Here is a 23,489-nt window from a genome sequence, read left to right on the forward strand (position 1 = left end):
TCAACCTACCGGCCACGCGGGCCGCCTTCGGACTCGATCCACCAGACGGCTGCGTCGGAGGCCAGCCACACCACGTCGCCCTCGCGCCGGTACCCGCCGCTGGCCAGCACGATCTCCCCGGCGCACGGCAGGGCGACCTCCGCGCCGGTGAGGTTGACCTGGCAGTGGAAACCCGGCTCGCGGCGCAGGGACAGCGTGCCCTCGGGGGACTCCTCCCAGGTCAGCGAGCCGTCGCCGAGCGCCGGGTGCTCCCGCCGGAAGGCCAGGGCGGCGGTGTAGAGGTTCAGCGTGGAGGACGGGTCGGCTTGCTGGGCCGCCACGGTGAGGCCGTTCCACGCGGGCGGGATCGGCAGCCAGGTGCCCTCGCACTCGCCGAAGCCGAACGGGGGCGCCTCGCCCGACCACGGCAGCGGCACCCGGCAGCCGTCGCGGCCGGCGTCCGCGCCCCGGCCGAGCTGCGGGTCGGTCAGGAACTCCGCCGGGAGGTCGAGCACCTCGGGCAGCCCGAGCTCCTCGCCCTGGTACACGTACGCCGAGCCGGGCAGCGCCAGCATGAGCAGCGCGGCGGAGCGGGCCCGCCGCAGGCCGGCCTCGCCGTCGCCGTAGCGGGTGACGTGGCGGCGCACGTCGTGGTTGGACAGCACCCACGTGGACGGGGCGCCCACCGAGGCGTCCGAGGCCAGCGACAGGTCGATGACCTCGCGCAGGGAGCCGGCGTTCCAGTCGGCGCCCAGGAAGAAGAAGTTGAACGCCTGGTGCAGCTCGTCCGGGCGGACGTAGCGGGCGAGCCGCTCGGAGGTGGGCGCCCACGCCTCGGCGACGCCGATCCTCTCCCCCGGGTAGGAGTCCAGGAGCCGCCGCCAGGAGCGGTGGATCTCATGGACGCCGTCCTGGTCGAAGTAGGGCAGCGGGTCGTTGCCCAGCATCCGCGACTGGTCGGGGTGCCCCACGTCCGGCAGGCCCGCGGCCTTGATCATGCCGTGCGCGACGTCGATGCGGAAGCCGTCGGCGCCCAGGTCGAGCCAGAACCGCAGGACGTCCTCGAACTCCGCGCGGACCTCGGGGTTCTCCCAGTTGAGGTCGGGCTGCTCGGGCGCGAAGAGGTGCAGGTACCACTGCCCGTCGGCCACCCGGCTCCAGGCGGGGCCGCCGAAGACCGACTCCCAGTCGTTGGGCGGCTCCTCGCCCCTGCCCTCGCGGAAGATGTAGCGCTCGCGGGCGGCGGGGTCCCCGGCCAGCGCCTCCTGGAACCAGGCGTGCCGGTCGGAGGTGTGGTTGGGCACGATGTCGACGATGACCCGCAGGCCGAGGCCGTGGGCGTCGCGGATGAGGCCGCGGGCGTCGTCCAGGTCGCCGAACAGCGGATCCACCTGCCGGTAGTCGGCCACGTCGTACCCGAAGTCGGCCATCGGCGAGGAGAAGAACGGCGTCAGCCACACGGCGTCCACGCCCAGCCCCGCCAGGTAGGGCAGCCGCGACCGGATGCCCGGCAGGTCGCCGATCCCGTCGCCGTTCCCGTCGGCGAAGCTGCGGACGTAGATCTGGTAGATCACCGCGTCGCGCCACCAGCGTGTCGCCTCGGACGCGGCGGCCTGGGTGCTGTCTGTCTGAGCGGTCATGAAGGAATCCCCCCGGAAGAGATGGGAACGGTAGGAGCGCGGCGGGGCTACTTGACGCCGCCGGCGGTGAGGCCCGCGACGATCCGGCGCTGGAAGATCAGGACCATGACCACCAGCGGCACGGTCACGACCACGGCCGCGGCCATCTGGGTGCCGAAGGGCTGGTCGAATCCGCTGACGCCGGTGAACTTGGCGATGGCCACGGTGGCGGTCTGCATCTCCTTCTCGTTGACCATGCTGAAAGCGATGATGAACTCGTTCCAGGCCATGATGAACACGATGATGGCGGTGGTGAACACTCCCGGCGCGGCCAGAGGAATGATGATTTTGCGGAAGGCCTGCCCGCGGGAGCAGCCGTCGATCATCGCCGCCTGCTCCAGCTCGAAGGGCAGCTGGCGGAAGAAGACGGTGAGGTTCCACACCGCCAGCGGCAGGGCGAAGCCCAGGCTGGGCACGACCATCGCCTGGTAGGTGTTGATCCAGTCGATCTCGATGAACAGCTTGAGCAGCGGCACCACCTGGGAGATGCCGGGGAACATGGACGTGGCGATGACGACGCCGAGCACCACGTTCTTGCCGCGGAAGTCCAGGCGGGCCAGGGTGTAGGCGGTGAAGACGCCGATGAGCAGGGTCAGGACCGTGGTGGCGCCGGCCACCAGCAGGCTGTTGACCAGCGCCCGGCCGAACTCGTTGCCGGGGGCGAAGACCGCCTCGAGGTTCTCGGTGGACCAGGGCGAGGGCCACGGGCCGGAGTCGAACTGGTCGGACGGGCGGCGGAACGCCGAGACGACCATCCAGTAGAACGGCGCCAGGCAGAAGACGAGGATGACGGCGACGCCCAGGTAGGGCAGGACCACGCGCCTCATGCCTTGGCCTCCTTCTTCTTCTGCTGCTTCTTCTTGGGCTTCGCCGACCGGACGTCGCCGAGCACGTCGGCGCCCAGCACCTTGACGAAGGTGTAGGCGATCACCGCGATGTAGAGGAACAGGACGGTGGCGTAGGCGGTGGCCACGCCGTAGCGGAGGTTGCCCGCCTCCATCCAGGCGAGCATCGACAGGGTCTCCACGGAGTCCTTGTTGGCGCCCACGAGCACGAAGGGCAGGTCGAACATGCGCAGGGTGTCCAGCAGGCGGAACAGCACCGCGACGACCAGCGCGGGCCGGATCAGCGGCAGGGTGATGAGCCGGAACTGCTGCCAGGCGCTCGCGCCGTCCACCCGCGCGGCCTCGTAGACCTCCTTGGGGATGATCTGCAGCCCGGCCAGCACCAGGAGGCCGATGAACGGCGAGGTCTTCCACACCTCGGCGATGATGATCGCGAACTTGGAGGCGATGCCGTCGGCGGTCCACAGGATCTGCTGGCCCAGCAGGGTGTTGGCCACCCCGTCCGGCTGGAAGATCCACCGCCACAGCAGGCCGGACATGGCGGTCGGCACCGCCCAGGGCACCAGCACGCTCGCCCGGATCAGCGCGCGGCCGCGCAGCGCCTGGTGCATGATCAGCGCCAGCCCGACGCCGATCGCGGTCTCCAGGGTGACGGCGGTGACGGTGAAGAACGTGGTGTTGGAGAAGGCGTTCCAGAAGGCCTCGCCGCGCTCGCCGCTGAACAGCGCGGTGTAGTTGTCCAGGCCGACGAACCGCTCGCCCTCGATGACGAAGCCGTTCTCGTCCAGGCCCTCGGCCTGCGCGAACAGGGACTGCCGGATGCCCGACAGCACGGGGTAGCCGACGACGAGCGCCAGCACCAGGAAGGTGGGGGAGAGCAGGAGCAGCGCGAGCCGCCGCGAGGTCTTGCGCGCCTGCCCGCCCCGCCGGGGAGCCCGCGCCGGGCGGGCGGCGCCGCCGGAGGGCTTGTCGAGGATGGTCGCCATGGGTCTCTCTCTTCGGCGCCGGTCCGGGGCGGGGACGCCTCTCCCCGCCCCGGAGGGGCTCACTTGGTGAGGGTCTCGAGCTTGGCCTGCAGGTCGGTCAGCGCCTGCTCGGTCGTGGTCTCACCGGTGAGAGCGCCGTAGGCGGCCTCCTGGACGGCGGTGGTGACATCGCCGTACTTGACGACCTTCGGACGGCCCTTGGCGTTCTCGATGGCGCTCTTCAGCGCGGGCATGTACGGGAACTTCTGCACGATCTCGGCGTCCGCGTAGAGGGCGGCGACCGAGGGCGCCTTGCCGATGACCAGCGCGTTGGCCTTCTGCACCTCGGGGCTGGTCATGTACTTGAGGAAGTCCAGCGCGGTGGCCTTGTTCTTGGCGAAGGCCGAGATGGCGAAGTTGTGGCCGCCCAGCGTGGAGACGCCCGGGCCGTTGGAGCCGGGCAGCGGCGCGACGTCGAACTTGTCGACGACCTTGGAGGCCTTGGGGTCGGCGGCCGAGGCGTACTGGTAGGGCCACTGGCGGTGGAAGATCAGCTTGCCGCCGATGAAGTCGGCGCGGCCGAGCTCCTCGGTGTAGGTGATGGCCTTCTTGCTGATGTGGCCGTCCTTGAAGGCGTTGACCAGCACGTCGAGGCCGGCCTTGGCCTCGGGGGTGTTCACCGAGGGCTTGCCGGACTCGTCCACGACCGAGCCGCCGGCGCCGTTGATGGCCTCGGAGGCGTTGACGGTCAGGCCCTCGTACTTGTCGAACTGGCCGGCGTAGCAGTCGAGGCCCTTGGCCTCGGCCACCTTGTCCTTGATGGTGTCGCACGCGGCGAACAGCTCGGTCCAGGTGGTGGGCGCCTTCTCCACGCCCGCCTTCTCCAGCAGGTCCTTGCGGTAGTACAGCAGGCCCGCGTCGGAGTCGACCGGCAGCGCGTACAGCTTGTTCATGTAGCGGCCGGTGTCGATGGTCGGCGCCAGCAGCTTGTCGAGGCCGAGCTCGGCCTCGGGCAGCTCCTCCACCCAGCGGTTGGCGGCGAACTCGGCGGTCCACACGACGTCGAGGTTGAGGACGGTGTAGGCGTCCGACTTGGTCTGGGCGTTCTGGATCATCTGCTGGCGCTGCTCGTCCGCCTTGTCGGAGAGCTCGATGACGCGCACCGGCTCCTGCGGGTGCGCGGCGTTCCAGTCGTCCACCTGCTTCTGCAGGTTGCCGGAGGTGTCCTTGCCGGTGACGAAGGTGATCTCACCTCGGCCTTCGAGGGTGGCCGCCTTCTCGGTGTCCTTGCCGCCGTCACTGCTTCCACCGCAGGCGGTGAGCACGAGCGCGAGACCGACGGCCGCGCCGGTCAAGGGGATGCGCCGCATGGTGCTTTCCTCCAGATCGATCAGGGGGCGTCCGGGGGGTGTCCGGACGGTGCCTGGACGCTAGCAACGGCTTGCAAGTCTGTAAATAGTTTGCAGTAACTTGCAGAAAGAAGTGTGACCTTCCTGTAACAAGGCAGGCTGGAGCAGGACACCGTCCGTGAGTGGTGGGGGAGAGGTGCCTGTAAGGTCTGCAAGACCTGCAAGAAGCGTTGCAGGAAGTCGGCGCGGCCGGTCAGGGCACCGGCGTGGGGTCCTGGGGACTGGGCGCGGCGCGCAGGGCGGTGTCGACGGCCCTGGGCGACAGGATGTGGTCGAGGATCATGGTGGCGCAGCCCAGGAGGCCCGCGTCGTCGCCCAGGAGGCTGGGCTCGATGCGCAGCCTGCGGGTGGCGGCGGCCGCGGCCCGCTGGTAGACGGTCTCGCGCACGCCCGCGATGAGGTTCTTGCCCGCCAGGTCGCCGCCGAGGACGACCAGCGCCGGGTTCAGCACGTTGACGGAGGCGGCGACGACCTCGCCGATCCGGCGGCCCGCGTCGCGTAGCACGGCCACCGCCTCCAGGTCGCCCGCGCGCGCCAGGGCCGCCAGCTCGGGCAGGTTCGCGGCGCGCCCTTCGAGCTGGGCCAGCAGCGCCGCGCCGCCCGCGACGGTCTCGACGCATCCCACGGTGCCGCAGCCGCACAGCAGGCCGTCCGGGACGGGGATGTGCCCGATCTCCCCGGCCGAGCCGTAGGCGCCCCGCTGCAGGCGCCCGCCGGAGACGATGCCCGCCCCTATGCCGGTGGAGGCCTTGACGAACAGGAGGTCGTCCACGTCGTGGCGGAGCCGGTGCTCGCCCAGCGCCATGACGTTGACGTCGTTGTCGATGCACACGGGCACCGGGTAGCGCTCGGCGACCGCGGCGACGACGGGCTCGTGCTCGGCCGACGCGCCGGGCACGGCGATGCCGACCCCGCGCACCGGGCCCCGCTCCAGGGCGCGCCACAGGTCGAGGACGGCGCCGATGCCCGCCTCGGGGCCGCCGGCCACCTCGACCGGCTCCTGGTGCAGGATCGCGCCCGCCAGGTCGCAGACGGCCAGATGGCCGTGGGTGTGGCCGAGGGAGGCCACCAGGACGGTGCCGCCCGCGCCGTTGAACTCCAGCCGGGCGGCGGGCCTGCCGCCGCTGGACACACCCGGGCTCTCGGTCACCAGACCGGCTTCCAGCAGCTCGTTCACCCGCTGCCCGATCACGGGCCGGGACAGGCCGGTGACCCGCGCCAGCTCCGCCCGGGTGTGGAGTTCCTCCTCCCGGATGAGGCGCAGGATCTCCCCGGTGGTGGCGGCGGCTCCGGTCACTCTCGGCATTCTTCAAGTGAACCATGTCGGAGAGGCTTGTTCTGCGTGACTTTTGTAATTTTACCTACTTAAGTCCACTGTGATCTCTTGCTAAGGTAGGCCTCCGGTTCTTCTATCTGCCCCGGGAGACTTTCAATGGCAGCCGTGCACCCGGTCGTCGCCCGCGTCACCGAGCGGATCACCGCGCGCAGCGCCGCGGGACGCGCCGCGTATCTCGCCCGCGTGGCCGAGGCCAGGGCCGAGGGCCCCGCGCGCGGCGCGCTCGGCTGCGGCAACCTCGCCCACGGCTTCGCCGCCTGCGGCCCCCAGGAGAAGGCGGCGCTGCGCGGGAGCACCCGGCCCAACATCGCGATCGTCACCGCCTACAACGACATGCTCTCGGCGCACCAGCCGTTCCGCACCTACCCCGAGCGGCTGAAAAAGGCGATCCTGCTGTCCGGCGGCGTCGCCCAGGTGGCGGGCGGCGTCCCGGCCATGTGCGACGGCATCACCCAGGGCCGCGCCGGCATGGACCTCTCCCTGTTCAGCCGGGACGTGGTGGCCATGTCCGCGGCGATCGCGCTGTCCCACGACATGTTCGACGGCGCTCTCATGCTCGGCGTCTGCGACAAGATCGTGCCCGGCCTGGTCATCGGGGCGCTGGCGTTCGGGCAGCTGCCCACGGTGCTGGTGCCCGCCGGGCCGATGCGCTCGGGCCTGCCCAACGCCGAGAAGAGCCGCGTCCGCAAGCTGCACGCCATCGGCGAGGTCGGCCGCGAGGAGCTGCTGGACGCCGAGGCGAAGTCCTACCACTCGCCCGGCACCTGCACCTTCTACGGCACCGCCAACAGCAACCAGATGCTCATGGAGGTCATGGGCCTGCACCTGCCCGGCGCCAGCTTCGTGACGCCGGGCACGCCGCTGCGCGACGCGCTCACCGACGAGGCGGGCCGCCGCGTCGTGCAGGGCGCGCCGCCCATCGCCGAGGTCCTGGACGAGAAGGCCTTCGTCAACGGCGTGGTGGCGCTGCTGGCCACCGGCGGCTCCACCAACCACACGCTGCACCTGCCCGCGATGGCGGCGGCCGCCGGCATCGAGCTGACCTGGGACGACTTCGCCGAGCTGTCCTCGGTCACCCCGCTGCTCACCCGCATCTACCCCAACGGCGCCGCCGATGTGAACCACTTCCACGCCGCGGGCGGCACCGGCTTCCTCATCGGCGAGCTGCTGGAGGCCGGGCTGCTGCACGAGGACGTCCGGACGGTCACCGGCGAGGGCCTGGACGCCTACACCACGGTGCCCGTCCTCACCGAGACCGAGGGCCTGCTGTGGAAGCCCGCCGCCGAGGCCTCCGGCGACGAGGACGTGCTGCGCCCGGCCGCCCGGCCGTTCTCCGCCGACGGCGGCCTGCGCATGCTGGAGGGCAACCTCGGCCGCGGCGTCGTCAAGATCTCGGCGGTCCGCCCCGAGCACCGCGTGGTCGAGGCGCCCGCCCGGGTCTTCGCCACCCAGGAGCAGGTGTTCGCCGCCTTCGAGGCCGGCGAGCTCGAGCGCGACGTGGTGGTCGTGCTGCGCTACCAGGGGCCCCAGGCCACCGGCATGCCCGAGCTGCACAAGCTGACCCCGCCGCTGTCGGTGCTGCAGGACCGCGGCTTCAGGGTCGCGCTGGTCACCGACGGCCGGCTGTCCGGGGCGTCCGGGACGGTCCCCGCCGCCATCCACCTGACGCCCGAGGCCGCCGCGGGCGGCCCCCTGGCCCGCATCCAGGACGGCGACGTCGTGCGCTTCGACGCCGACTCCGGCAAGCTCGAAGCGCTCGCCGACCTCGCCGGCCGCCCCGACACCGGCGCGGCGCCCACCCGCCGGGAGTGGAGCGGCACCGGCCGCGACCTCTTCGGCGCCTTCCGCGCCGCGGTGGGCCCGGCGGAGCGGGGCGCCTCGGTCTTCTGACCGTTTTCCAGCAACCTCTCAGACGCCTCCGGGCGTCACCAGAGACTTCCCTGCGGGTCCGGCGAGGGCGGAGGGGCCCGACCCGGCCCGCGGGGGATCACCTTCCCGCGGGGCCACGGCCGGAGGAGGGGCCGCGCCGCGGCCCCGCGGGAGACCGCTCTCCCACGGGGCCACACGGCCTCGGGGGACCGCTCTTCCGCGGAGTCGAGGGCTTCGCGGGGACTGTTCCTCCGCGGGGCCGCACGGCCTCGTGAGGAGCGTTCTTCCGCGGGGCCGAAAACTTCGCGGGTTGTTCTCCTGCGGGGCCGGGACGGCTTCGCGGGGTCGTTCTCCCGCGGGATCGGGGCTCGGAGGAGGGGCCGGATCCCGGTTCCGCGGGAAACCGCTTCCTCGCGGGGCGGGCGCGGCGGAGGGGCCGCGCCCGCCCCGCGAGGGGACCTTTACCCGTGTGCGATCAGAGGAATGAAGATGCGGACCCTGGATCTGATGAAGCTCGCACCCGTGGTGCCGGTCGTGGTGCTGGAGGACGCGGCGAACGCCGTCCCGCTGGCCCGCGCGCTGGTGGCGGGCGGCCTGCCGGCGATCGAGGTGACGCTGCGCACCGAGGCGGCGCTGGAGGGCATCCGGCGGATCGCCGCCGAGGTCCCCGACGCCGTGGTGGGCGCGGGCACCGTGGTCACCCCCGGCCAGGTCGAGCAGGCGGCGAAGGCGGGTTCCCGCTTCCTGGTCAGCCCCGGCTGCACCGGCGCGCTGCGCGGCGCGCTGGCCGGCAGCGGCCTGCCGTTCCTGCCCGGCGCCTCGACCGCTTCGGAGGCCATGGCCCTACTGGAGCACGGCATCACCGAGCTGAAGTTCTTCCCGGCCAAGCCTGCGGGCGGCGCCCCCTACCTCAAGGCGCTCGCCGGACCCCTGCCCGGCCTGTCCTTCTGCCCGACCGGAGGCATCACCCTGCAGTCGGCGCCGGACTTCCTCGCCCTGCCCAACGTCCCCTGCGTGGGCGGCACCTGGCTCACCCCCGCCGACGCCGTCGCCTCGGGCGACTGGGCGCGGATCGAGAAGCTCGCGGCCGAGGCCGCGGCGCTGGGCCGCCCCGCGGCCGCCTGAGCCGGCCTAACGCGACCAGATGCGGCGCAGGTGGCGGAAGAAGAGGCCGAACAGCAGGGCCAGCAGCACGATGCGGACCAGGACGTAGAGCGCGGCGCCGCCGGTGACCACCGCGACCACCAGGAGGACGGCGGCCAGGAGCAGGCCCGTCGCCATGAAGCGCGAGCCGCGGTGCCGGGGGCGGGGGTGTCCGCTCGCGGGCCGGGAGGCGGTGCGCCAGGGCTGCGGGCCGGGGAGGTCGCGGACGATCTCCGCCAGGTCGCCCTCGGTGCGGGCGGCCAGGGCGCGGTCCAGGCGCTCCTCGAGCTCGGCGTCGTCGAGGCGGCCTTCGGCGTAGTGGCGCTGGAGGGCCTCGGTCACCGCGGTGCGCTCGGCGTCCCCGATCCGCAGGTCGGGGCGGGCGTCGCGGGCGACGAGCCGGTCCAGCCGGTCGGCGGACGCCCAGTGGCGTGCGGGGTGGTGGTCCCGGCGCATGGTCACTCCTCTTCCTCGTCGTCGGTGGCGTCGGCGAGGATGCCGTACAGGCGGCGCCGGGTCTCGCCGATGAGGCGCCGCGCCTCGGCGACCTGGGCGGGCGTGCCCGCCTGCACCACCTGGACCAGCGCGGTGCCCAGCTGCGCGGCCTCCTTGAACACCGCGCCGAAGTCGCCGGGCCACTCCTCGGCGGCGGCCTGCTCCTCCCAGGGCGCCTGGGGCGGGTGGGCCGCCACGTGCGCGCGGCCCTCGTCGGTGAGGGTGAAGGTCTTGCGCCCCTCGGACTCCTCGCCGCGGATGAGGCCCTCGTCGGTCAGCTGCTGCAGGGCGGGGTAGACCGCGCCCGGACTGGGCTTCCAGGTGCCGCCGCTGCGCTCCTCGACCTCCTGGATGATCTGGTAGCCGTTGTGCGGGCCCTCGCCGAGCAGCAGGAGGATCGCCGCCCGCACTCCGCCGCGCCGCGCCTTGCGCGGAGGCGGGGGGCCGAAGGGGGAGCCGCCGGGCGGGCCCCAGGGGCCGCCGCGGCCGCGCCGCTCGTTCCAGCCGAAGAGGAACTCGGGCCCGGGGCCGCGCCGCCCGCCGTGCCGTCCGTGCATGGGTCGCTCCGATCACTCACCGTACCGTGAAGATATATCGATAACGCGGGGCCGGGAACCGTGGTTCCCGGCCCCGCGCCCGCCGGTCACTTCGCTTCGGAGGCGTCGGCGGGCCGGCCGTCCGCGAGGAGCCCGTGCAGCGCGCGCCGGGTCTCGTCGATCAGGCGGCGGGCGTCGGCGACCAGCTCGGGGGAGCCGTCCCTGACCACCTGGACCAGGGCGGACTGGAGCCGCGCGGCGTCCCGGAAGGCCGCGGCCAGGTCGCCCGCGCCGGGGAAGGGGTCCGCCCACGGCTCGGCGGGAGGGTCGGCCGCCACGTGCGCGCGGCCCTCGTCGGTCAGGGCGAAGACCCTGCGCCCGCCGGTCTCCTCGCCGCGGGCCAGGCCCTCGTCGGCCAGCTGCTGCAGGGTGGGGTAGACCGCGCCGGGCCGCGGGCTCCAGTGCCCGCCGCTGCGCCGCTCGGCCTCCCGGATGATCTGGTTTCCGTCCCGGGGCTCCTCGGCGAGCAGCAGGAGGATCGCCGCGCGCGTCGCGCCGCGACCGCCCCTGCGCCCGCCGCGTCCGAAGGGACCGCCGCCCCGGCCGCCGCCGCGTCCCTCGAAGGGGCCGCCGCCGAAGGGGCCGCCGCCGAAGGCGAATTCCGGGTCGAGCAGGGCGAAGGGGTGGCGCCGTCCGTGTCGTCGTCCGTGCATGGTGGTGCTCCGATCATTCTTGTTTGTTCTCGACACCTCTAACGATATATCGAGAACGTTCGAGAAGCAACTGACGATTCTGGACTTTCGGGACGCGGAGGGTGATCGTTCTACTGGTAGGTAACTTGATGTCAAGACAAATCCTGGATACCTTGACGTCAAGAGAAATCTGGCCGAAGTTAGGCTTACCTGCGTTCTGAGTACGATCAGGACTAGGGCAGGATTCTCAGGAGAGAACCCCACCGCGCACACCGCGCCGGACCTTCCAGGCCAGGCAGCGGGGCGGGTAGTTCCACCAGCGCCCAGGCAGATGTCCGGTGTGCCGCCCACCGGCACGCCGTGGAGGAGGAGGACGGGAAGTGTCCGCGAACAGCTTCGGCAGCAAGAGCGAGCTGCGGGTAGGCGAGAAGACCTACGAGATTTACCGGCTGGACGCCGTCAAGGGCTCGGCCCGCCTCCCCTACAGCCTGAAGGTTCTCCTGGAGAACCTGCTGCGCACCGAGGACGGCGCCAACATCACCGCCGACCACATCCGGGCCCTGGGCGACTGGGACCCCAACGCCCAGCCCGACACCGAGATCCAGTTCACGCCGGCGCGCGTGATCATGCAGGACTTCACCGGCGTGCCCTGCGTCGTGGACCTCGCCACCATGCGCGAGGCCGTCCGCGACCTCGGCGGCGACCCGTCGAAGATCAACCCGCTCGCCCCGGCCGAGATGGTCATCGACCACTCCGTCATCGTCGACAACTACGCCTCGCCGCGCGCGTTCGGCCTGAACGTCGCCGTGGAGTACGAGCGCAACCAGGAGCGCTACCAGTTCCTGCGCTGGGGCCAGACCGCGTTCGACGAGTTCAAGGTCGTCCCCCCGGGCACCGGCATCGTGCACCAGGTGAACATCGAGCACCTCGCCCGCGTCGTCTTCGACCGCAACGGCGTCGCCTACCCCGACACCTGCGTGGGCACCGACTCCCACACCACGATGGAGAACGGCATCGGCGTCCTGGGCTGGGGCGTCGGCGGCATCGAGGCCGAGGCCGCGATGCTCGGCCAGCCGATCTCCATGCTCATCCCGCGCGTGGTCGGCTTCAAGCTGACCGGCGAGCTGCCGTCGGGCACCACCGCCACCGACCTGGTGCTCACCATCACCGAGATGCTGCGCAAGCACGGCGTCGTCGGCAAGTTCGTGGAGTTCTACGGCGCGGGCGTCGCCGCCCTCCCGCTGGCCAACCGCGCCACCATCGGCAACATGAGCCCCGAGTTCGGCTCCACCTGCGCGATCTTCCCGATCGACGGCGAGACCACCAAGTACCTGCGCCTGACCGGCCGCTCCGACGAGCAGATCGCGCTCGTCGAGGCCTACGCCAAGGAGCAGGGCATGTGGCTGGACCCCGAGGCCCAGCCCGACTTCTCCGAGCACCTCGAGCTCGACCTGGCCACCGTGGTGCCCTCCATCGCCGGCCCCAAGCGCCCGCAGGACCGCATCGAGGTCTCCAAGGCCAAGGAGACCTGGCGCCGCGACGTGCGCAACTACGTCAAGGACGCCGAGGACGAGGCCGGCGTGGAGTCCTTCCCCGCCTCCGACTCCCCGGCGGTCGGCACCGCCGCCGCGAACGAGAGCAACAACGGCCGTCCGCACAAGAAGGTCCCGGTCACCCTCGCCGACGGCACCTCCTTCGAGCTCGACCACGGCGCGGTGACGGTCGCGGCGATCACCTCCTGCACCAACACCTCCAACCCGTACGTCATGGTCGGCGCGGGCCTGCTGGCCAAGAAGGCGGTGGAGAAGGGCCTCACCCGCAAGCCGTGGGTGAAGACCTCCATGGCGCCCGGCTCCCAGGTCGTCACCGGCTACTACGAGCGCGCGGGCCTCACCCCGTACCTCGACAAGATCGGCTACAACCTGGTCGGCTACGGCTGCACCACCTGCATCGGCAACACCGGCCCGCTGGAGCCGGAGATCTCCAAGGCGATCAACGACAACGACCTCGCGGTCACCGCGGTCCTGTCGGGCAACCGCAACTTCGAGGGCCGCATCAGCCCCGACGTGAAGATGAACTACCTGGCCTCCCCGCCGCTGGTCATCGCCTACGCGCTCGCGGGCACCATGGACATCGACATCCTCAACGACCCGATCGGCGAGGGCACCGACGGCCCGGTCTACCTGAACGACATCTGGCCGTCTCCCGAAGAGGTCGCCGCGGTCGTGGAGAGCTCCATCTCCCAGGACCTGTTCGTCAAGGACTACGCCGACGTTTTCGCCGGCGACGAGCGCTGGCAGGGCCTGAACATCCCGACCGGCGACACCTTCGAGTGGGACGAGGCCTCCACCTACGTCCGCAAGGCCCCGTACTTCGACGGCATGCCGGAGCAGCCCGCCCCGGTCTCCGACATCCACGGCGCGCGGGTCCTGGCCAAGCTGGGCGACTCGGTCACCACCGACCACATCTCCCCGGCCGGCAACATCAAGGTCGGCACCCCGGCCGCCCAGTACCTGGAGACGCACGGCGTCGCGGTCAAGGACTTCAACTCCTACGGCTCGCGCCGCGGCAACCACGAGGTCATGATCCGCGGCACCTTCGCCAACATCCGGCTGCGCAACCAGCTGCTGGACGGCGTCGAGGGCGGCTACACCCGCGACTTCACCGTCGAGGGCGGCCCGCAGGTCTTCATCTACGACGCCTCGGCCAACTACCAGGCCGCCGGCACCCCGCTGGTCGTCCTGGCCGGCAAGGAGTACGGCTCCGGCTCGTCCCGCGACTGGGCGGCCAAGGGCACCGCGCTGCTGGGCGTGAAGGCCGTCATCGCCGAGTCCTACGAGCGCATCCACCGCTCGAACCTCATCGGCATGGGCGTCATCCCGCTGCAGTTCCCCGAGGGCCAGAGCGCCGACTCGCTCGGCCTGACCGGCACCGAGACGTTCGAGATCACCGGGATCGAGAAGCTCAACGAGGGCGGCACGCCCAAGACCGTGACGGTCAAGGCCGACGGTAAGGAGTTCGAGGCGGTCGTGCGCATCGACACCCCGGGCGAGGCCGACTACTACCGCCACGGCGGCATCATGCAGTACGTGCTGCGCAGCCTGATCGCCCAGTAGGGATCGGCGGGCACGTCCCGCGCGAAGACCGCCGCCCGGCTCGCCGGGCGGCGGTTTCTCTCGCTTCAGGGGGGTGGAAAAAGGAGGATTCTGTGTCAGGATTCTCTGACGAGGCCCTGCCCTCCGCCGCGCGGATCCGCACGCTCCTCCCGCCGGTGGGCCTTGATTAACGGGGGCGAACCCTCATACTCCGGCTTAGGCCGGTCCATCCGTTCGGCGCCGGTGTCGGGTCAAGCCGAGAGTCAGACGGGACCCTGGAGGAAGCGCATGCAGGCGATCAGCGTGAGGCAGCCGTACGCCTGGGCCGTCGCCCGGGGGCATCGGCGGCTGTCCAACCAGCCGGAGGCCACGGCCTACCGTGGAACGCTCCTGATCCACGCGGCCATGCGGGTGGACCTCGACTCCTGCGGGCTGCCCCGGGTGCGCGCGGCGGGCTGGGACCCCTCCGACCCGCTGGCCACGCTGGGCGCGGCCGTCGCCGTCGCCGAGCTCACCGAGGTGTGCGGCGGCGGGCCCTCCTGCGCGTGCGGGGAGTGGGCCAAGCCGGGGGAGTACCACTGGCGGCTGGAGGACGTGCGGCCCCTGCGCCGTCCGATCGTGGCGCTGGGCCGCCAGGGCGGGCTGTGGACCGCTCACCCCTCCCTGGCGGCGGAGGTGAAGGCGATGCTGCTGGAGCCGCCCTCTCACCTCGAGCGCGTGCTCACCACCTGACGGCCGGCGGCAGCAGGCCCTCGTCGGCCTGCGGCCACTCCAGCGGGGCGCCCAGCTTCACCAGGTGCTCCATCTGCTCGATGAACCAGGGCGAGGCGCCGGGCTCGTGGACGAGGGCCTGCACGCCCGCCCAGTCCCGCCACTCGAAGGCCTCGACCTCCTCGGGGTCGCGCATCGGCTCCTCGTCGACCCTGGCGCGCACCACCGGGCACCATTCGTGCTCGACGACGCCGTTCATCTCGGCCCGGTAGACGAACTTGGGCAGGATCAGCGTGATGTCGCGGACCGTCAGGCCCAGTTCGGTGCGCACCCGGCGGGTGACCGCCTCGCGCAGGGTCTCGCCGGGCGCGGGGTGCCCGCAGGCGCTGTTGGTCCACACCGAGGGGAAGCTGGCCTTGGCGTGCGCCCGCTGGCTGATCAGCACCCGTCCGGAGGCGTCGACCAGATAGGAGGAGAACGCCAGGTGGAATGGTGTGTTTTTGTGGTGACTCTCTGCTTTTGGTGCTGTTCCGGTCGGATGTCCGGCTTCGTCCAGCAACACTATCTTCTCGCCCATCTGAACTTTCTTCTCCTCGCTCCGCCAGTTCCGCCAACCCGCATTAAACTCTGGGCAACCATAAGCCGCAGGGGCCTGCTCCGGGAGCGTACAGAGCGTCGGAGGCCTCCACTTCAGAGGAGATGACCGGTTGAGCCTGCTTGAGACGATCAAAGGCCCCGACGACCTCAAGCGCCTGGAGGTCGAGAGCCTGCCCGCGCTGCACGCCGAGATCCGGGAGTTCCTGGTCGAGGCCGTCTCCAAGACCGGCGGGCACCTGGGCCCCAACCTCGGCGTGGTGGAGCTGACCGTCGCCCTGCACCGCGTGTTCGACTCCCCCAACGACCGGATCCTCTTCGACACCGGCCACCAGGCGTACGTGCACAAGATGCTCACCGGCCGCCAGGACTTCGGCGGCCTGCGCCAGAAGGGCGGCGTCTCGGGCTACCCCTGCCAGGCCGAGTCCGAGCACGACATCATCGAGAACTCCCACGCCTCCACCGCCCTGTCCTACGCCGACGGCCTGGCCAAGGCGTTCCAGCTGCGCGGCGAGACCGACCGGTGCGCGGTCGCGGTCGTCGGCGACGGCGCGCTGACCGGCGGCATGTGCTGGGAGGCGCTGAACAACATCGCCGCGGGCCGGGACCGGCCCGTGATCATCGTGGTCAACGACAACGGGCGCTCCTACTCCCCGACGATCGGCGGCCTGGCCAGCCACCTGGCCGACCTGCGCGTCACCCAGGGCTACGAGAAGGCGCTGGACCTGGTGAAGAAGACGGTGCCCAGGGTACCCGTCGCCGGCGAGATCGCCTACGAGGCGCTGCACGGCCTCAAGAAGGGCCTCAAGGACATCCTGCAGCCGCAGGCCATGTTCGAGGACCTGGGCCTGAAGTACATCGGCCCCATCGACGGGCACGACGAGCAGGCGCTGGAGCGCGCCCTGCGCAAGGCGCGCGACTTCGGCGGCCCGGTGATCGTGCACGCCATCACCGTCAAGGGCCAGGGCTACGGCCCGGCGCTGGCCAACATCGAGGACCACATGCACGGCGGCGGGGCGTTCGACCCGGCGACCGGCAAGGGCAAGCCCAGCGGCGGCACCAGCTGGACCAAGGTCTTCTCCAGCGAGATGGTCGAGATCGGCGCCGAGCGCCAGGACGTCGTGGGCATCACCGCCGCGATGCTGCACCCGGTGGGCCTGGCGGCCTTCGCCGACGCCTACCCCGACCGCATCTTCGACGTGGGCATCGCCGAGCAGCACGCCGCCACCTCCGCGGCCGGCCTGGCCCTGGGCGGCCTGCACCCGGTGGTGGCGATCTACGCGACCTTCCTCAACCGCGCCTTCGACCAGGTGCTCATGGACATCGCGCTGCACAAGCAGGGCGTGACCTTCGTGCTGGACCGGGCGGGCGTCACCGGCGACGACGGCGCCTCCCACAACGGCATGTGGGACCTGTCGATCCTCCAGATGATCCCCGGCATGCACATCGGCGTCCCGCGCGACGGCGAGCGCCTGCGCTCCCTGCTGCGCGCCTGCCTGGACATCCCCGACGCCCCGTCGGCGATCCGCTTCCCCAAGGGCATGGTCTGCGACGACATCCCCGCCGTCGGCAAGCTGGGCTCCATGGACGTCATCGTCCAGGGCGAGCGCGCGGACGTCCTGCTGGTGGCGGCGGGCTCGATGGTGCCCACCGCGGTGGACGTCGCCGAGCGCCTGGACGGCGAGGGCATCGCGGTGACCGTGGTCGACCCGCTGTTCGTCAAGCCGCTGGACCCGGCGCTGGCCGAGGCCGCCGCGGGCCACCGGCTGGTGGCGGTCGTGGAGGACAACGGCCGCACCGGCGCGGTGGGCGACGCCGTGGCCCGCCTGCTGCGCGACGCCGAGGTCGACGTCCCGGTGCGCACCTTCGGCATCCCGCAGGAGTTCCTCGACCACGCCAAGCGCGCCGAGATCCTCTCCGAGATCGGCCTCACCCCCCAGGACCTGGCCAGGGAACTCGCCGCCACGTACACGAAGGCGACCCAGCGGAACACGGCGCCCTCTCGCACATCCTGACACCGACCCGTTACGGTGTGTGTTGACGTTGACGCGCACCGTGGCGAGGAGTGTGGGTGGGCAGCCTGTTCCGTACCAAGTCGGTCGAGAGTTCCGTCAGGGAGACCGAGGTGTCGGGGCACCGGCTCCGCAAGGACCTGACGGCGCTCGACCTGGTCGTCTTCGGCGTCGGCGTCATCGTCGGCACGGGAATCTTCGTGCTGACCGGCAGGGTCGCCCGCGAGTACGCGGGCCCCGCCGTCGCGGTGTCGTTCGCGTGCGCGGGGGTCGTGTGCGCCCTGGCCGCCCTGTGCTACGCCGAGTTCGCCTCCACCGTCCCGGTGGCGGGCTCGGCGTACACCTTCTCCTACGCCACCATGGGCGAGTTCGTCGCCTGGATCATCGGCTGGGACCTCATCCTGGAGATGGCGCTGGGCTCGGCGGTGGTGGCCGTCGGCTGGTCGGGGTACTTCGCCTCGCTGCTGGCCGGTATCGGCCTCGAACTGCCGCCCTCCCTGGCCGGGGAGGGCGCCCGCTTCAACATCCCTGCCGTGGCGGTGGTGCTGGCGGCGACCGCGGTCCTGACCGTCGGCGTCAAGATCTCGTCCCGGATCAACGCGCTGATGGTCATGGTGAAGCTCGCGGTGATCGCGCTGGTCATCATCGCGGGCCTGTTCTTCGTGAAGGCCGCCAACTACACGCCGTTCATCCCGCCGGCGCAGAGCACCGAGACCGTCGAGGGCGTGCGCGCCCCGCTCATCCAGGTGCTCTTCGGCGTCACGCCGGTCGCCTTCGGCTGGTTCGGCGTCTTCGGCGCGGTGGCCATCGTCTTCTTCGCCTACATCGGGTTCGACGTGGTGGCCACCACCGCGGAGGAGGCGCGGCGCCCGCAGCGCGACCTGCCCATCGGCATCCTGGGCTCGCTGGTCGCCTGCACGCTGCTGTACGTGGCGGTCTCGCTGGTCGTGGTCGGCATGCAGCACTACAGCGAGCTCAGTGAGGCCGCCCCGCTGGCGGACGCCTTCAAGGCCGTGGGGCACCCGGTCTTCGCCGGGATCATCAGCGTCGGCGCCATCTTCGGCCTGACCACGGTGGTGCTCATCCTGCTGCTCGGGCAGAGCCGCGTCTTCTTTGCGATGAGCCGCGACGGCCTGCTCCCGCGGGGGCTGGCGCGGGTGCACCCGAAGTACGGCACCCCCGCCCGCGCGACGATGCTCATGGGCACGATCGTCGCCGTCCTGGCGGGCCTGATCCCGCTCTCGGCGCTGGCCGAGCTGGTGAACATCGGCACGCTCTTCGCCTTCGTGCTGGTCTCGGTCGGCGTGGTGGTGCTGCGCAGGACCCGCCCCGACCTGCACCGGGCGTTCCGCACGCCCTTCGTCCCCGTGATCCCGATCCTGGCGGTCCTGGGCAGCCTGTTCGTGATGGTCAACCTTCCGGTCGAGACTTGGATTCGGTTCTTCGTATGGATGCTCATCGGCGTGGTGATCTACCTGGTGTACGGACGTCGGCACAGCAAGTTGGCGATGTCCGAGAAGAGCTCCCGATCCGTGATCTAGCCCACAGTGGTCTGCGACAGGTGGTTGCAGGCACAATGCCCACTGTGACGGACTTTAAAGTCGCCGTGATCGGTGCCGGCCCCGCCGGACTGTACACGGCCGAAGCCCTGGTCAAGAACGGGGTGGAGGTCGACGTCTTCGACCGTCTGCCCACCCCCTACGGTCTCGTGCGCTACGGCGTGGCCCCCGACCACAAGTCGATCAAAGCGATCGCGCGCTATCTCCAGCGGGTGCTGGAGTCACCGGGCGTGCGCTTCTTCGGCGGAGTGGAACTGGGCAGGGACATGAGCCGCGAGGATCTGCTCGCCTGTTACGACGCGGTGGTCTACAGCACCGGAGCGATGGTCGACCGGAAGCTGGGCGTGCCGGGGGAGGACCTCCCCGGATCGATCGCCGCCACCGACTTCGTCAACTGGTACTGCGGCCATCCCGACGCCGCCGGGTACTCCTTCGACCTGTCGGTGGAGGAGGCCGCGGTCATCGGGGTCGGCAACGTGGCGGTGGACGTGGTGCGCATCCTCGCCAAGACCACCGAGGAGCTGCACGAGACCGACATCCCCGTCCACGTGATGGAGGCGCTGTCCCGCAGCCGGATCAAGCGCGTCCACCTGATCGGCAGGCGCGGCCCCGCGCAGGCCAAGTTCACCACCAAGGAGGCCAGGGAGCTCGGCGAGCTGCCCCACGCCTCGATCCATGTGCGCCCCGAGGACATGGAGCTGGACCCCGCCAGCGCCGAGCTGGCCGAGAAGGACCGGCACGTGCGCGGCAACGTCGCGGCGATGCGCGCCTGGACGGGCGAGCCCAAGCCCGCCGACCGGAGCATCGAGCTGCGGTTCTGGCTGGCGCCCGCGGAGATCCTGGGCGCCGACCGGGTGGAGGGCCTGCGCCTGGAGCGGACCGCCCTGGTGGACGGGCGGGTCACCGGCACCGGAGAGTTCGAGACGCTGCCGGTGGGCATGGTCATCCGCTCGGTGGGCTACCGCAGCGTCCCGCTGCAGGGCGTGCCCTTCGACGAGCGCGCCTCGGTCATCCGCAACGAGGCGGGGAAGGTCGCCGAGGGCGAGTACACGGCGGGCTGGATCAAGCGCGGTCCGAGCGGCGTGGTGGGCACCAACAAGTCCGACGCGGCCGAGACCGTCCAGACGCTCATGGCGGAACTGGGCTCCCGGCCGAGGCCCACGGGCGACCTTCCGGAGCTGTTGCGCGCCCGCGGTGTGGAAATCGTCACATATCGGCACTGGTTGGGTCTGGACGCGGCGGAGAGAGCTTTGGCAGAGTCTCTCTCACGCGGTGAAAGCGTCAAGCTGGGCACCTGGGAGGCCATGCGTTCTGCTTGCGTGATCCGCTGAGCGACCTTTGATTCGCAGAACCATCGGGGGACATTGATCGTCCGTGGGCCCCTCCGGGGCCGGAAGCAGGGAAGTGGTGTCGGTGACCACCCTCGATGTGCGGTTCCGTGATGTGACCGGCGGCCCCCAGCTGTACGGTTTCCCCCCGCCGGAGCTCCTTCCCCGGCTGCGCTGGCTGGGCGGCGACTACTCGGCGCTGCTCGCCCGCGACCTGGAGCTGGGGCTGCGGCGGCAGGATCCCGGAACCCGGCTGCGGGCGGTGCGCTGCGAATCCGACCCGCTGGTCACCACGGCCGGCGTCGACCGCTCCGGCGTCCCGCGCGCCCAGGACGCGTCCTTCGCCCTGGAGGTCCTGCTCCTGGACGGGATGGGCTGCTCCTGGCGGCTGCGCGGGCGCTGGACGTACGCGGGCCGGGACCTGGGCACCCTCCACGCCAGCGTCACCCACCACTGGCGGATCCTCGCCGCCGACCGCGTCTGATCCCCCTCCCCCGGGGGGCCTTGGGTACGGCCAACCTTTGCCCGATGAGCGATCAATGAAGGCTTGGGGTAAATGATGGCTAAGTAGCCTGAGGAAAGTAGTGATCGGAGAAATCGGGGGATTTCTGTGGACGCGTCGCAGCTCGCCGACCTGCATGAACCTCGGCCGTTCCCGGCCGTCACCGTCGTCATGCCGACCCACCGCCGCCTGCCCGGCCGCCGGGAGGACCAGGTGCGGCTGAAAGTGCTCCTGGACGAGGCCCGGCACCGGCTGCGCGAACTGGAGCTGGAGCGCAGGGCCGCCGACGAGCTCATGCGCAACCTGGAGAAGGCGGCCGAGCAGGTGGACTTCGACCGCACCGCCGAGGCCGTGGTGCTGCTGGCCGCCCACGGAGGGGAGACGCACGCCTTCGTCCTGCCGCACGTCAACGTCAAGGAGCGGGTCGTCGTCGACGACACCTTCGCCACCCGCGACCTCGTCGCGATGCTGGACAAGACGCGGCGGTACTGGGTGCTGTCGCTGGCCAAGCGGACCCGCCTGTTCGACGGCGACAGCCGGCGCGTGGAGGAGGTGGACAACGCGCTGTTCCCGGTGATCTACACCGACGCCGTCCCCGACCCCGACGATCGGGGCAGGCCCGCGCCCCGCGAGTTCACCATCGGGGACGAGCGGCGCCTGCAGTTCCTGCGCCAGGTGGAGACCAACCTCACCGAGACGCTCAAACGCGACCCTCGCCCCGTCGTCGTCATCGGCGTCCAGCGCCACATCACGAACTTCCTGGAAGAGGTGCACAACACCCTCGCCGACGCCGTCGTGGGCACGGTGGAGGGGAGCTTCGACTCCGCCACGCCCGCGGAGGTCGCCACCGCCGTCGAACCCGCCCTGGAGGAGGCGCACCACCGGGCCCAGCTCAAGGCGCTGGAGGAGATCGACGGGGCGCGCTCGGCCCGCCGGTTCGCCCCCGGCCTGGAGGAGTGCTGGGAGCTGGCGCCGGACGGCCGCGTCGGCCACCTCCTGGTGGAGGAGGGCTACTTCGCCCCCGCGCGCACCCTGGACGGCCGCCTGCGCCCGGTGGACGACATGGAGGGCAAGTACGTGACAGACGCGGTGGACGACCTGGTGGAGGCGGTCCTGCGCGGCGACGGGGAGATCACCTTCGTGCCCGACGACAGCCTGGCCGAGCACGGCCGGGTCGCGGCCGTGCTGCGGTACTGAGGACCGGCCCTCACCGGTGCAGGGCCGACTCCCAGGGGTTGGAGTCGCCGGACGACCAGGGCACGGCCAGCAGATCGAGCGAGGCGATCGGCCCGTAGGGCGCGGGCACGGTCGCCTCGACCTTGAACGGGGTGGTGCCGTGCGCCGGGAGCCCTTCCACGAAGGCCATCTCCCCGCTGACGAGGGCGCCCCGGGCGTCGCGGAACAGCGCGACCAGCGCCACCTCCTCGATGTGCAGGGGGTAGGGGTTGACGATCTCGCCGGAGACCTCGCACTCGGCGTCCCGGATCTCGAACTCCACGGCCTGGTAGTCGAAGGGCGGGAAGTCCTCGGGCCGGGACTCGGTGGGATACCAGTCCGCGGGCTGCGGGGTGATCTCCAGGGTGTGCGGGCGGTTGCCGGTGATCTCCAGGGCGCTGGCCCAGCCGATGCGGGCGCCCGGAGGCAGCGCGGTCAGCACCTGCTCGTGCTGGCCCAGCAGCCTGCCCTGCTCGTCGCGCACGGTGATCTGGACGGTGGGGAACTCGCACCAGTAGAGCGTGTTGGGGTTCTCCAGCACCACGGCCCAGTGGATCCAGTGCTCGCCGGGCACCCACTCGCTGGCCTCGCTGATCCAGCCGGTCTCGGCCACGACGAACTGGCGCAGCAGCGCGGGATCGGGCTCGGGTTCGGGCTCCGGCGCGGCGACGGGTTCGCGCGGCGGGATCGGCATGGTGACCAGCGCCTGCGGTTCGGCGTCGGGCCGCGGCGCCGCCTCCGGCCGGGCCGCCGGACCGCCTCCGGGGGGCGGCGGATGGCCGGGTCCGGGCGGGACGGGGGCCGGAGACGCCTGCGGCTGGGCCTGGGGTGCCTGGGGCTGCGGCTGGGGTCCCTGGAGCGCCTGCGGCTGCGCCGGAGGCTGGGGCGCCGGGACCTGGGGCATGGGCTGCGGCCCGGAGGTCACGGTCGCCTGCGGGCCGGAGACGGCGGAGGACATCCGGGCGCGGGACGGATCCAGCCGCAGCTGGATCACCGCCCACCGCACGTGCTCCTCCTGCTGGCCGTTGATCTCCAGGGAGGGGGCGAGCCCGGCCGCCTCGATCAGCCGGAACTCGATGCCGTGCAGGTCCCAGACCTCCTGGATGCTCTCCTGGCGGCCGCCGGTGACCAGGCCGAGGCCCTCCAGGATCTGCCAGGCCGCCTCGAAGTCCTGGACCCGCACCTCACGGGCGGTCTGGTCGCCCCGCATCAGCGCCAGCACGTGGTGCTCGCCGTCCGAGCGCAGCCCGGCCCACACGCCGCTCTGCTGCCCGGCGAGCGCGATCTTGCGGACGCGGTGCGGCGGCTGGTGGCACCGCGCGCCCAGGGCGTGCAGGCGCTGCCGTACGGCATCGGGGTCGAGCTCGAAGTAGCGGATACCGAACCCCACGACTCCCCCAGACGACTTTCAGCGGGCTCCTATCGTGTCCTAACGGACATGTCTCATCAATAAGCCTCGCCGAGTCCGTATTCTGACCCACTCCGGCCCGAGGGCGGACACAAGAAAGCGGAGCGGTCCTGCGCG

General features: G+C 71.5%; 19 protein-coding genes. 9 read left to right on the forward strand and 10 right to left on the reverse strand.

Annotated features, from left to right (window positions below; translation table 11 throughout):
- Positions 1-5: 5 nt before the first annotated feature.
- The 5 genes from ABD140_RS05305 to ABD140_RS05325 all read right to left on the reverse strand — a co-directional run bounded on the left by ABD140_RS05305 (position 6) and on the right by ABD140_RS05325 (position 6,183).
- Positions 6-1,619: a glycoside hydrolase family 13 protein gene (locus ABD140_RS05305; protein WP_344237315.1), complete on the reverse strand. Its 1,614-nt coding sequence runs from the start codon at positions 1,617-1,619 to the stop codon at positions 6-8.
- Positions 1,620-1,666: 47 nt separating this feature from the next.
- Entirely contained in the window at positions 1,667-2,485 is an 819-nt protein-coding gene (locus ABD140_RS05310; RefSeq protein WP_344237317.1) for a carbohydrate ABC transporter permease, read from the reverse strand.
- A complete protein-coding gene (locus ABD140_RS05315; RefSeq protein WP_344237319.1) occupies positions 2,482-3,489 on the reverse strand; it encodes a carbohydrate ABC transporter permease in 1,008 nt (335 codons plus the stop codon). Before ABD140_RS05315 ends, ABD140_RS05310 begins: the two co-directional genes overlap by 4 nt.
- 59 nt (positions 3,490-3,548) lie before the next feature.
- Positions 3,549-4,838 (reverse strand): ABC transporter substrate-binding protein, encoded by a 1,290-nt coding sequence (locus ABD140_RS05320; RefSeq protein WP_344237321.1) that lies wholly within the window; start codon positions 4,836-4,838, stop codon positions 3,549-3,551.
- 232 nt (positions 4,839-5,070) lie between these two features.
- Positions 5,071-6,183 carry an ROK family transcriptional regulator gene (locus tag ABD140_RS05325; RefSeq protein ID WP_344237323.1) on the reverse strand — a complete coding sequence of 371 codons (1,113 nt, stop codon included), beginning with the start codon at positions 6,181-6,183 and terminating at the stop codon, positions 5,071-5,073.
- Positions 6,184-6,309: 126 nt separating this feature from the next.
- Here ABD140_RS05325 and edd point away from each other — a divergent pair, with 126 nt between their 5' ends.
- Together edd and eda are read left to right on the forward strand one after the other, a co-directional pair.
- Positions 6,310-8,103, forward strand: coding sequence for a phosphogluconate dehydratase (edd, locus tag ABD140_RS05330; protein ID WP_344237325.1), 1,794 nt, complete (start codon positions 6,310-6,312; stop codon positions 8,101-8,103).
- 462 nt (positions 8,104-8,565) lie between these two features.
- On the forward strand, positions 8,566-9,207 hold the full coding sequence (eda, locus tag ABD140_RS05335; RefSeq protein ID WP_344237327.1) for a bifunctional 4-hydroxy-2-oxoglutarate aldolase/2-dehydro-3-deoxy-phosphogluconate aldolase: 642 nt from the start codon (positions 8,566-8,568) through the stop codon (positions 9,205-9,207).
- Between the two features lie 6 nt (positions 9,208-9,213).
- Here eda and ABD140_RS05340 read toward each other — a convergent pair whose 3' ends face one another.
- The 3 genes from ABD140_RS05340 to ABD140_RS05350 all read right to left on the reverse strand — a co-directional run bounded on the left by ABD140_RS05340 (position 9,214) and on the right by ABD140_RS05350 (position 10,969).
- Positions 9,214-9,681: a DUF1707 SHOCT-like domain-containing protein gene (locus ABD140_RS05340; protein WP_344237329.1), complete on the reverse strand. Its 468-nt coding sequence runs from the start codon at positions 9,679-9,681 to the stop codon at positions 9,214-9,216.
- A gap of 2 nt (positions 9,682-9,683) precedes the next feature.
- Positions 9,684-10,277, reverse strand: a complete 594-nt coding sequence (locus ABD140_RS05345) for a PadR family transcriptional regulator (RefSeq protein WP_344237331.1) — start codon at positions 10,275-10,277, stop codon at positions 9,684-9,686.
- Positions 10,278-10,363: 86 nt separating this feature from the next.
- Positions 10,364-10,969: a PadR family transcriptional regulator gene (locus ABD140_RS05350; protein ID WP_344237333.1), complete on the reverse strand. Its 606-nt coding sequence runs from the start codon at positions 10,967-10,969 to the stop codon at positions 10,364-10,366.
- 359 nt (positions 10,970-11,328) lie between these two features.
- Here ABD140_RS05350 and acnA point away from each other — a divergent pair, with 359 nt between their 5' ends.
- Positions 11,329-14,064 carry an aconitate hydratase AcnA gene (acnA, locus tag ABD140_RS05355; RefSeq protein WP_344237335.1) on the forward strand — a complete coding sequence of 912 codons (2,736 nt, stop codon included), beginning with the start codon at positions 11,329-11,331 and terminating at the stop codon, positions 14,062-14,064.
- Positions 14,065-14,331: 267 nt separating this feature from the next.
- Positions 14,332-14,775: an ASCH domain-containing protein gene (locus ABD140_RS05360; RefSeq protein WP_344237337.1), complete on the forward strand. Its 444-nt coding sequence runs from the start codon at positions 14,332-14,334 to the stop codon at positions 14,773-14,775.
- Here the strand turns inward: ABD140_RS05360 and idi are convergent.
- Positions 14,765-15,331 (reverse strand): isopentenyl-diphosphate Delta-isomerase, encoded by a 567-nt coding sequence (gene idi, locus ABD140_RS05365; protein ID WP_344237339.1) that lies wholly within the window; start codon positions 15,329-15,331, stop codon positions 14,765-14,767. The genes ABD140_RS05360 and idi overlap by 11 nt on opposite strands.
- Before the next feature lie 130 nt (positions 15,332-15,461).
- On the opposite strand from idi, the gene dxs reads away from it, so the two are divergent.
- From dxs to ABD140_RS05390, 5 genes are all read left to right on the forward strand, one after another.
- A complete protein-coding gene (dxs, locus tag ABD140_RS05370) occupies positions 15,462-17,363 on the forward strand; it encodes a 1-deoxy-D-xylulose-5-phosphate synthase (protein ID WP_344237341.1) in 1,902 nt (633 codons plus the stop codon).
- 56 nt (positions 17,364-17,419) lie between these two features.
- Positions 17,420-18,901, forward strand: a complete 1,482-nt coding sequence (locus tag ABD140_RS05375) for an amino acid permease (RefSeq protein WP_425544083.1) — start codon at positions 17,420-17,422, stop codon at positions 18,899-18,901.
- A 35-nt stretch (positions 18,902-18,936) separates the two neighbouring features.
- Positions 18,937-20,250, forward strand: coding sequence for an FAD-dependent oxidoreductase (locus tag ABD140_RS05380; protein WP_344237345.1), 1,314 nt, complete (start codon positions 18,937-18,939; stop codon positions 20,248-20,250).
- Between the two features lie 82 nt (positions 20,251-20,332).
- Positions 20,333-20,731, forward strand: a complete 399-nt coding sequence (locus ABD140_RS05385) for a hypothetical protein (protein WP_344237347.1) — start codon at positions 20,333-20,335, stop codon at positions 20,729-20,731.
- 126 nt (positions 20,732-20,857) lie between these two features.
- On the forward strand, positions 20,858-21,946 hold the full coding sequence (locus tag ABD140_RS05390; protein ID WP_344237349.1) for a baeRF3 domain-containing protein: 1,089 nt from the start codon (positions 20,858-20,860) through the stop codon (positions 21,944-21,946).
- A 10-nt stretch (positions 21,947-21,956) separates the two neighbouring features.
- Here ABD140_RS05390 and ABD140_RS05395 read toward each other — a convergent pair whose 3' ends face one another.
- Entirely contained in the window at positions 21,957-23,354 is a 1,398-nt protein-coding gene (locus tag ABD140_RS05395) for a hypothetical protein (RefSeq protein ID WP_344237351.1), read from the reverse strand.
- Between the last annotated feature and the right edge of the window lie 135 nt (positions 23,355-23,489).

The sequence above is a fragment of the Actinocorallia libanotica genome, from assembly GCF_039525175.1.
GTDB classification, from domain to species: domain Bacteria; phylum Actinomycetota; class Actinomycetes; order Streptosporangiales; family Streptosporangiaceae; genus Actinocorallia; species Actinocorallia libanotica.

Bases quoted from the DNA above. Each gene is read 5' to 3' on its own strand.
- ABD140_RS05305 (WP_344237315.1), bottom strand. From the start codon at position 1,619: ATGACCGCTCAGACAGACAGCACCCAGGCCGCCGCGTCCGAGGCGACA.
- ABD140_RS05310 (WP_344237317.1), bottom strand. From the start codon at position 2,485: ATGAGGCGCGTGGTCCTGCCCTACCTGGGCGTCGCCGTCATCCTCGTC.
- ABD140_RS05315 (WP_344237319.1), bottom strand. From the start codon at position 3,489: ATGGCGACCATCCTCGACAAGCCCTCCGGCGGCGCCGCCCGCCCGGCG.
- ABD140_RS05320 (WP_344237321.1), bottom strand. From the start codon at position 4,838: ATGCGGCGCATCCCCTTGACCGGCGCGGCCGTCGGTCTCGCGCTCGTG.
- ABD140_RS05325 (WP_344237323.1), bottom strand. From the start codon at position 6,183: ATGCCGAGAGTGACCGGAGCCGCCGCCACCACCGGGGAGATCCTGCGC.
- edd (WP_344237325.1), top strand. From the start codon at position 6,310: ATGGCAGCCGTGCACCCGGTCGTCGCCCGCGTCACCGAGCGGATCACC.
- eda (WP_344237327.1), top strand. From the start codon at position 8,566: ATGAAGATGCGGACCCTGGATCTGATGAAGCTCGCACCCGTGGTGCCG.
- ABD140_RS05340 (WP_344237329.1), bottom strand. From the start codon at position 9,681: ATGCGCCGGGACCACCACCCCGCACGCCACTGGGCGTCCGCCGACCGG.
- ABD140_RS05345 (WP_344237331.1), bottom strand. From the start codon at position 10,277: ATGCACGGACGGCACGGCGGGCGGCGCGGCCCCGGGCCCGAGTTCCTC.
- ABD140_RS05350 (WP_344237333.1), bottom strand. From the start codon at position 10,969: ATGCACGGACGACGACACGGACGGCGCCACCCCTTCGCCCTGCTCGAC.
- ABD140_RS05360 (WP_344237337.1), top strand. From the start codon at position 14,332: ATGCAGGCGATCAGCGTGAGGCAGCCGTACGCCTGGGCCGTCGCCCGG.
- idi (WP_344237339.1), bottom strand. From the start codon at position 15,331: ATGGGCGAGAAGATAGTGTTGCTGGACGAAGCCGGACATCCGACCGGA.
- ABD140_RS05380 (WP_344237345.1), top strand. From the start codon at position 18,937: ATGCCCACTGTGACGGACTTTAAAGTCGCCGTGATCGGTGCCGGCCCC.